Here is an 8748-nt window from a genome sequence, read left to right on the forward strand (position 1 = left end):
ACGGCTATCGTCGTATATTGCTTAAGCTTTCGGGCGAAGTGCTGATGGGGGATCAGGCCTATGGCATTGACCCGGATACCGTCGCACGCGTCGCCGAAGAAGTGAAGGCGGCCCAGGATACCGGGCTTCAACTGTGCCTCGTTATCGGTGGTGGCAACATCTTCCGCGGAATGGCCGGTGCTGCCAAGGGCATGGATCGCGCACAGGCGGACTATATGGGCATGCTGGCAACGGTGATGAATGCTTTGGCCATGCAGAATGCGCTCGAACAGCTTGGTGTCCCCACACGGGTTCAGTCGGCCATCGAAATGGACAAGGTGTGCGAGCCTGTCATTCGCCGCCGTGCAGAACGTCATCTTGAAAAAGGCCGGGTCGTGATCTTCGCCGCCGGCGTTGGTGCGCCATTCTTCACGACGGATAGCGGCGCTGCATTACGTGCTGCCGAAATGCAGTGCGATGCTTTGTTCAAAGGCACCTCGGTCGATGGTGTATATGATGCCGATCCAAAGAAGGTCGCGACAGCAACCCGTTATGAAACATTGAGTTACGACCGGGTGTTGGCAGATAATCTGAAGGTTATGGACGCGAGCGCGGTGTCGCTTTGCCGTGATAACAACATTCCAATCGTGGTGTTCTCCATCCGCGAACAGGGCAATATTTTAAAAGTGCTGGACGGAAGCGGCACTTCTACTGTGGTAACAAGCGAAGGAAATTGAATCATGCCGCAATATGACAAGACTGATGTCGAGCGCCGCATGAAAGGCGCTGTTGATTCGTTTAAGAGCGACCTTTCCGGTTTGCGCACGGGCCGTGCGAACGTGACCTTGCTCGACCCCGTAGTGGTCGAAGTATATGGCTCACACATGCCATTGAGCCAGGTTGCAACGGTCAGCGCGCCTGAGCCGCGGTTGTTGTCGGTGCAGGTTTGGGACCGTTCAAACGTGACCCCGGTTGAAAAGGCTATTCGTTCGGCTGGCCTTGGCCTTAACCCGATCACCGATGGCCAGACATTGCGTCTGCCTATCCCCGATTTGACCGAAGAGCGCCGCAAAGAGCTAGCTAAGCTTGCAGGCCAATATGCGGAGAAGGCGAAAATCGCGATCCGCAACGTGCGCCGCGATGCCAATGACGGGCTGAAGACGGACGAGAATAAGAAGGAAATCAGCGAGGACGAACGCAAGCGGCTTGAGACGGAAGTTCAAAAGATGACCGACGAGATGATCAAGGCCGTTGATGACGCTGCTGCCCACAAGGAAAAGGAAATCCTTAGCCAGTGATATTGGCGCAAGTCCCTCTAACGAGATTGTGTTATTCCCGCGAAACCGGGAATCCATGGCCAAAGTTGTCAGTGAATGCTGATGGCTTAGATCATGGGCCCCCGATCAAGTCGGGGGTGACAATGTTTTGCGGGGCGGCAGGTCAATCATAATGTTGACCACCGGTTCCCAAACTGAGCGCATTGAGGCCGGCACCGGAAAAATGCCGCGGCATTTGGCCATCATTATGGATGGCAACGGGCGCTGGGCCAAAAAACGCATGTTGCCGCGGGCCATGGGGCACAAAAAGGGCGTTGAAACCGTTCGCAACATTGTGCGTGCAGCGGGCGAGCTGGGCTTGGAAGCGCTCAGCCTCTATGCGTTTTCGAGCGAAAACTGGAAACGTCCGGAAGATGAAATCAACGACCTGATGGGGTTGATGCGCGAATTCATCAAATCGGATCTCGATGAATTTGCGGCCAATGATGTCCGTTTAAAGATAATAGGTAATTACAAAGCATTAGCGCCCGATATTGTGGATATGCTTGAAGAGTCGATTGCGCGAACGTCACAGAACACACGTACGACGCTGGCCGTCGCGTTGAACTATGGCGCGCAGGATGAGCTTGCGCGCGCGGCCCGTTCCGCCGCTGCGCAGGGTGAGATTACCGTAGAATCGATCGAAGCCAATTTGGACACTGCAGGTCTGCCGCCATTAGACCTTTTGATCCGGACGTCGGGCGAGCAACGCTTATCGAATTTCATGCTGTGGCAAGCAGCCTATGCCGAGTTCTGGTTTACCGACACGCTGTGGCCCGATTTCAGCAAGGATGAGCTTGCGCAGGCTTTGACCGAGTTTTCAACGCGTGAGCGACGTTATGGTGGCCGATGACCGATAAGATCGTTCCGTTGCTGAAGCCGCGTTCCGACTTAGGCGTGCGGACATTGTCGAGCGTTGCCATGATGTCGGTGGCTATCGGCGCGATCTGGCTGGGCGGCTATGCGTTTATGGCGCTGATCGTTCTGGTCGGGTTGGGGGTGTATTGGGAATTCGCAAAGCTCGCGCTTGCGTTTGCCCGTAATATGCCCGCGCGTATCATCTGGCTTGTCGGCGGACTTGTTTACGTTGGCCTCGCTTGCTTCACTTTGCTGCTGTTTAGCGCACCCTTCTTTGGAATGACGCCCACAATCATGCTGATCGCAGGCGTTATCGGAACTGATGTCGGCGCATATTTCGCTGGCCGGACATTCGGCGGGCCAAAAATTGCGCCGGGCATTAGTCCGTCGAAAACATGGTCTGGTTTGCTAGGCGGCATGGTTGGCGCTGGCTTGATGATGATCGCTATTCAGGCCGCGATTTATGCATTCAGGGGCGGCAACGCTGGCAATGGCGACGTTTATCTGACTTATGGTTGGCCCCGCCTTGCCTTGGCCGGCGCTGCACTTGCTGTTGTTGCACAAATCGGTGATTTTTTCGAAAGCTGGATGAAACGACGGGCAGGGGTGAAGGACTCCGGACGGCTTATCCCCGGGCATGGCGGCTTGTTTGATCGCACCGACGGTTTGATTGCGGTCGCATTTGTTGCCGGGCTGATTACCGTTTCGCAAAGCGCAATGGGCAGTTAGAGATGACACGCAGCGTTTCGATATTCGGGGCCACTGGCTCTGTGGGGCTCTCCACCCTCGATCTCGTGCGTCAGCATCGTGATGCCTATCGCGTCGTCGCCCTGACCGCCAATGGCAATGCTGCAGCGCTTGCAAAGCTTGCCATTGAATTTGGCGCAGAGCTGGCGGTGGTCGCTGATGAGGCTTCCTATCCGGCGCTGAAAGATGCGCTGCAAGGCACGGGCATCGAAGCGGCTGCAGGCGCTGAGGCGCTAGTCGAGGCGGCGCAGCGTGATGTCGACTGGACGATGGCATCCATCGTGGGCTGCGCTGGATTGCCGCCCACCATGGCCGCGATACAGGCGGGCAAAACCGTTGCCCTTGCCAATAAAGAAGCGCTGGTTTCGGCAGGCGCGCTGATGATGGCTGCGGTGCGGCGGTCCGGGGCATCATTATTGCCCGTGGATAGCGAGCATAATGCCATTTTCCAGTGTCTCGCCGGAAGCAAGCTGGAACATGTGCGCAAAATCACGCTGACCGCAAGCGGCGGCCCGTTTCGGTCGTTCTCGCTTGACCAGATGCGTGAGGTTAAACCGGCGCAGGCAGTCGCGCATCCCAATTGGGACATGGGCGCAAAGATAAGCGTCGATTCCGCGACGATGATGAACAAGGGCCTTGAGCTGATTGAGGCATATCATCTGTTTCCCGTCGGGCTCGATAAGCTCGACATTTTGGTTCATCCGCAATCGGTCATCCATTCGATGGTGGAGTATGACGATTGTTCTACGCTGGCACAGCTTGGTTCGCCAGACATGCGTATACCCATCGCCAGCGCGCTGGCATGGCCGGAACGTATGGCCACGAACTGCAAGCCGCTGGATCTTGCGACCATTGGCCAGCTGACGTTCGAGCAGCCCGACATGGTGCGCTTTCCTGCGCTGCGCTTGGCCCGCGCGGCAATTACCGAAGGCGGCGCGAAGCCGGCCATCCTGAACGCCGCCAATGAAGTGGCTGTCGAAGCGTTCTTGCACGGCCAGATTGGCTTTCTGGATATCGCAAATGTGGTGGAGGCAACATTGACGGCCTATGCGCCGGCAGCGCCCACAAACTTGGAGGATCTGTTCAGCATAGATGCAGATGCGCGGATTTATGCGCGGCACGAATTGGAGGCATTGACGCGTGGCAACTGAATCACCCAATATCTTTTTGACCCTGATCGCGTTCATTGCGCTGATCGGGTCTTTGGTCGTTGTCCATGAACTGGGGCATTATCTCGTCGGCCGCTGGTTCGGCGTGAAGGCCGACAAATTTTCCATCGGCTTTGGCCCGCAAATTTGGGGCAGGGTGGATAAGCGCGGCACGTTGTGGCGCATTGGATTGTTGCCATTGGGCGGATATGTCCAGTTTGCAGGTGACATGAACCCGTCCAGTCAAGCCGATGACAGCTGGCGGCAATTGCCCGAGGCCGAGCGCAACCAGACTTTTCAGTCCAAGACGTTGTGGCAGCGCGCATTGATCGTGTTTGCTGGACCCGCGGTAAACTTCTTGCTCGCGATATTGATCTTCATGGGCTTTCTGCTGGCATTCGGGAAGTCGGTTACACCGCCGGTATTGGATGTGGTTCAACCCGGAAGCCCCGCCGCAGAAGCCGGTTTGATGCCGGGCGACCGCGTACTGAAATTCAACGGACGCAGCATCGAAACCTTTAACCAGATGGCCAACGAGAGCATCATGATCCCCGGTGAGCGTGCCGTCATCGAAATCGAACGCAATGGAGAGCAGTTGGTAAAAGAAACCGTCGTGGCCGAAGTCAAAGAAGTTGATCGCTTTGGCAACGAATATCGTATTGGCCGCATTGGCGTTGGCGCCAGCAAGGTTGAAGTTCGCGAAGTCGGATTATTGGAGGCGCCATGGGCCGCTGTCTTGCAAACAGGCAATGTCTTGCGGCAGCAGATGACTGGCCTTGGGCAGATTATTTCGGGCCGGCGACCGCTTTCCGAACTTGGTGGGCCGTTGAAAATCGCAAAAGTTTCCGGCGAAGCGATGAGCCTTGGCGTATTGACGTTCATAAGCCTTGCGGCGCTGATCTCGATTAATTTGGGGTTCATCAATTTGCTGCCAATCCCGATGCTCGATGGAGGACATCTTTTGCTCTACGGAATTGAGGCGATACGCAGACGCCCCGCAACACCGCAGGTGCAGGAGTGGGCTTTTCGTGCAGGTTTTGCGATGCTCGCGGCGTTTATGCTGATGGTGACATTTAATGACCTCGCGTCTTTCGGGCTTTTTGAAAGCGGCTGAAGGCAATGTATACTTGATTGCGGACGCTGCATGGGGCAGGGACGCAAAACCGTTTTAGCGGCAATACGCCAACTCCCGGTGGGGGCCGGACATCAGATCGGATGACAATGAAAAGTAGACCTTTCGGCAACCTCAAGAGCGTTGGCATTTTTTTGATGGGTTCCACCGCCCTTGCTGCGTCTGGTACGATGACGCCCGCATTTGCGCAAGCAACGCCGCCGCCACCGGCACCAGCCGCTGAGCCGACTGCGCCAGCTACATTCGATGAAATCAAGTCCATTACCGTTGTTGGTACACAGCGACTCGAGGGCGATACAGTCCGGTCGTACATTCGCTTACGCACGGGACAGCTTTGGACCCAGGCTTCTGCTGACCAAGCGTTGAAAGATTTATACGCGACGGAATTATTTGCGGACGTCGCCGTGCGCAACAATTCGGGCGCGGTTGTCATTGAAGTGCGCGAAAACCCGGTGGTGAACCGCATCATTCTTGAAGGCAATAAGCGTATCAAGAACGACAAGATCGAACCCGAAATAAAGTTGGCGCCGCGTCAGATTTATTCGCGTTCGAAAGTCCGCGCGGATGTTGCGCGCATCGTCGAACTCTACAAGCGTCAGGGACGCTTCGCTGCGGTGGTCGAGCCCAAGCTGGTCCAGTTGGATCAGAACCGCGTCGATATCGTCTTCGAAATCACTGAAGGCCCGAAATCAAAGGTCCAGCAGATCAACATCATCGGTAACGAAAAGTTTTCCGATGGTGACCTGCGTGGCGAAATGGTGACGAAGCAATCGCGTTTTTACCGCTTCTTCAGCTCAGGCACCAGCTATGACCCTGACCGTCTGGCATTTGACCAACAAAAGCTGCGCCAGTTTTATCTGACGCAAGGCTATGCCGATTTCCGCGTGGTATCCGCTATTGCGGAACTGACGCCCGATAAGCAGGATTTCATCATCACTTATGTGGTGGAAGAGGGCGAACGCTACAAATTCGGCGATGTGAAGGTTGAAAGCCAAATCCGCGATTTCGATTCCGAACGTCTGACAACGACATTGCGCATGAAAAAGGGCGATTGGTACAACGCCAAGATGGTCGAGGATACGGTCGAAAGCCTTTCCGAAACCGCTGGTCTATTTGGTTATGCCTTTGCCGACGTGAACCCCGATTTCCAGCGCGACAAAGAAACGTTGACGATGGGTATCACCTTCAACGTTGCGGAATCGCCGCGGGTGTTCGTTGAGCGTATCGACATTAACGGCAATACGCTGACCCAAGACAAGGTGGTTCGCCGTGAGTTCCGTTTGAACGAAGGCGACGCATTTAATAGCATTCAGGTGAAGCGCACCGCAGAACGCATCAAGTCACTTGGCTACTTTCAAGAAGATCTCGAAGTCGAGCAAGCGCAGGGCACCGCGCCCGACCGCATCGTGCTGACGACCAATGTCGAGGAAAAGGCAACGGGCGAATTGTCGCTTTCGGCTGGTTTTTCGTCGATCGAAAACTTCATATTCCAAGGTTCCGTAAGGCAGCGGAACTTCCGCGGCGTTGGCCAGGAATTGCGTACGAATATCTCATATTCGTCCTATTCGAAGTCCGCTGAAATCGGGTTTACCGAGCCCTATCTGTTTGACCGTTCAATTGCGGTGTCCGGCGATATCTTCCGCCGCGATTTGAACAGCTTCAACTTCTTCAACAATCAACGCAACACAACCTATGAGCAGGCAACCACCGGGTTCCAACTGCGCGTTGGTGTGCCGGTGAACGAATATGTCTATTTCCAGGCACGCTATGGCCTGAGCCAGGACAACATCTCGTTGGATGAAAACACCTTTTTCACTGACCCAGATGGTACGGGGCCGCTACCTGCGTCGTGCGACCCAATCGTCGCCGGCCGGTTCCTGTGTGATGCCACGGGCAAACGTCTGACGTCATCGCTGGGTTATACCTTGTTATATGATGATCGCGACAACCGGATCCGTCCAACGCGAGGCCAGAGTATTGGTATCAGCCAAGATATCGCAGGGCTTGGCGGCAGCGTTAAATATGTCAGGTCGCGCATTAACGCGGACAAATTTTGGAAGCCATTTGGGAACTTTGTGTTCGGCCTGTCAATTGAGGGCGGATATATTCACCCGCTCGAAAACCGCGGCCTTGAGTCAGCGGGCGTTGATGACGTCCGTTTGACCGACCGTTTCTACCTCGGTGAACCACAGATGCGCGGGTTTGATATTCGTGGCGTTGGTCCACGGGTACAGCGCGTGTTCTTTCAAGGCGACATCGTCAACGGCGTAGCCGTGAACACGGCATTGACGGACCGGAACCAGATTCAAGACGATGCCATCGGCGGTCGGGCCTATTATATGGGCCGTGCGGAGCTTCAGATTCCGCTGGGCAGTGGCGCCAGGGAGCTGGGTCTGCGCCCATCCTTGTTCCTCGATGTTGGTTCGGTTTTTGACGTGACCCGTCCTATATTGCAGACGGTTCAGCAACGCGAAATATTGTCTGATGGCACACAGGGTGCGCCGCTATATTACTTTGTGGACACCACAGGAACGCTTCAGACGTCCACTACCGCAACCAATGCCGATGGATCAGCGCGCATATCTGCGCTGCGGTTCGAAGAGCGTTTCTATGGTGACACATGGAAGCCGCGTATGTCGGTGGGTTTTGGCGTAAACTGGAACTCGCCTTTTGGTCCGTTCCGGCTTGATATTGCCCGTGCGCTGCTGAAACAGCCCGGTGACGACACCAAATTATTTACATTCAACGTAGGAACTCAATTCTAATGAAAATTCGTAACACCGCCATCGTGGCAGCTCTTTTGTCCGCAACAGCCATCGCTGTTCCTGCAACGGCTCAGGTATCCGGCATTGCAACCGCCGAAACATCGGTCGCAATTGCCCGTACAAAGGCACTCGGCACAGCGTATCAGCAGATCGGCACGCAATATGCAGGCGTTGTTCAGCAGATGCAGACCAAGCGTCAGGAAATCAACAACATCAATGTGCAGCTTGATACCAATAAGGATAAAGAGCTGACGCAGGCTGAGCTCGACGCAGCAATTAAGGCGAAAAACCCTTTGCTGACGCAGCTTGATGAAAAGCAAAAGGAAATCAATACGCTTCAAGAGCCGATCATCTTGGCGCAATTATATGCCGTCGAACAGATCGCTGTGAAGTATGAAGCGGCGCAGCAGGCGGTTGTTGCCGCAAAGAAAATCAGCGTCATTTTGGCGCCGGACGCATTTGTGTGGGCACCTGAAGCCGTTGACGTAACGTCTGCGATTACCGCTGAACTGGATAAGGCTATTCCAGCAGCATCACTCACGCCCCCTGCGGGCTATCGTCCGTCGCGTCAGATTGGCGCTTTGTATCAGCAAATTCAGCAGCTGTTTAACAACGCTGCGCAGATGCAAGCCGCTCAGGCCGCTGCGGCTCAGCCACGTGCGGCTGCACCAGCAAACCCTGCAGCACAGCCTGAAAGCCGCTAAGCGGAATGAGCGAGGCTGATTTTAGCAACTATGACGTACGCCGGGTTATGTCGGTGCTACCGCATCGATACCCGATGTTGCTGGTTGACCGCGTTGAAC

Annotated in this window: 8 protein-coding genes; all 8 read left to right on the forward strand. The window is 55.2% G+C overall.

The annotated features are described in order from the left end of the window. A partial coding sequence (gene pyrH, locus ACIQ5B_RS08820) for a UMP kinase (protein WP_397598685.1) occupies positions 1–716 on the forward strand: 716 nt, incomplete at its 5' end. Between the two features lie 3 nt (positions 717–719). Beyond that, the gene (gene frr, locus ACIQ5B_RS08825; protein WP_397598686.1) at positions 720–1277 is read left to right on the forward strand and encodes a ribosome recycling factor; all 558 of its coding nucleotides are present in this window, start codon (positions 720–722) and stop codon (positions 1275–1277) included. Between the two features lie 151 nt (positions 1278–1428). After that, positions 1429–2148 carry a polyprenyl diphosphate synthase gene (gene uppS, locus ACIQ5B_RS08830; protein WP_397598687.1) on the forward strand — a complete coding sequence of 240 codons (720 nt, stop codon included), beginning with the start codon at positions 1429–1431 and terminating at the stop codon, positions 2146–2148. Continuing rightward, entirely contained in the window at positions 2145–2882 is a 738-nt protein-coding gene (locus ACIQ5B_RS08835) for a phosphatidate cytidylyltransferase (RefSeq protein WP_397598688.1), read from the forward strand. The genes uppS and ACIQ5B_RS08835 overlap by 4 nt, the downstream gene beginning before the upstream one ends. Positions 2883–2884: 2 nt before the next feature. Continuing rightward, positions 2885–4051, forward strand: coding sequence for a 1-deoxy-D-xylulose-5-phosphate reductoisomerase (locus ACIQ5B_RS08840; RefSeq protein ID WP_397598689.1), 1167 nt, complete (start codon positions 2885–2887; stop codon positions 4049–4051). After that, positions 4041–5162 (forward strand): RIP metalloprotease RseP, encoded by a 1122-nt coding sequence (gene rseP / locus ACIQ5B_RS08845; protein WP_397598690.1) that lies wholly within the window; start codon positions 4041–4043, stop codon positions 5160–5162. Before ACIQ5B_RS08840 ends, rseP begins: the two co-directional genes overlap by 11 nt. 155 nt (positions 5163–5317) lie before the next feature. Continuing rightward, entirely contained in the window at positions 5318–7945 is a 2628-nt protein-coding gene (gene bamA / locus ACIQ5B_RS08850) for an outer membrane protein assembly factor BamA (protein ID WP_397598691.1), read from the forward strand. Then, entirely contained in the window at positions 7945–8649 is a 705-nt protein-coding gene (locus tag ACIQ5B_RS08855) for an OmpH family outer membrane protein (protein ID WP_397598692.1), read from the forward strand. The genes bamA and ACIQ5B_RS08855 overlap by 1 nt, the downstream gene beginning before the upstream one ends. The last annotated feature ends 99 nt before the right edge of the window (positions 8650–8748 follow it).

Source organism: Sphingorhabdus sp. (assembly GCF_044374345.1).
In the GTDB taxonomy this organism is placed as follows: Bacteria; Pseudomonadota; Alphaproteobacteria; order Sphingomonadales; family Sphingomonadaceae; genus Sphingorhabdus_B.

Bases quoted from the DNA above. Each gene is read 5' to 3' on its own strand.
- ACIQ5B_RS08855 (WP_397598692.1), top strand. From the start codon at position 7,945: ATGAAAATTCGTAACACCGCCATCGTGGCAGCTCTTTTGTCCGCAACA.
- bamA (WP_397598691.1), top strand. From the start codon at position 5,318: ATGGGTTCCACCGCCCTTGCTGCGTCTGGTACGATGACGCCCGCATTT.
- ACIQ5B_RS08840 (WP_397598689.1), top strand. From the start codon at position 2,885: ATGACACGCAGCGTTTCGATATTCGGGGCCACTGGCTCTGTGGGGCTC.
- frr (WP_397598686.1), top strand. From the start codon at position 720: ATGCCGCAATATGACAAGACTGATGTCGAGCGCCGCATGAAAGGCGCT.
- ACIQ5B_RS08835 (WP_397598688.1), top strand. From the start codon at position 2,145: ATGACCGATAAGATCGTTCCGTTGCTGAAGCCGCGTTCCGACTTAGGC.
- uppS (WP_397598687.1), top strand. From the start codon at position 1,429: ATGTTGACCACCGGTTCCCAAACTGAGCGCATTGAGGCCGGCACCGGA.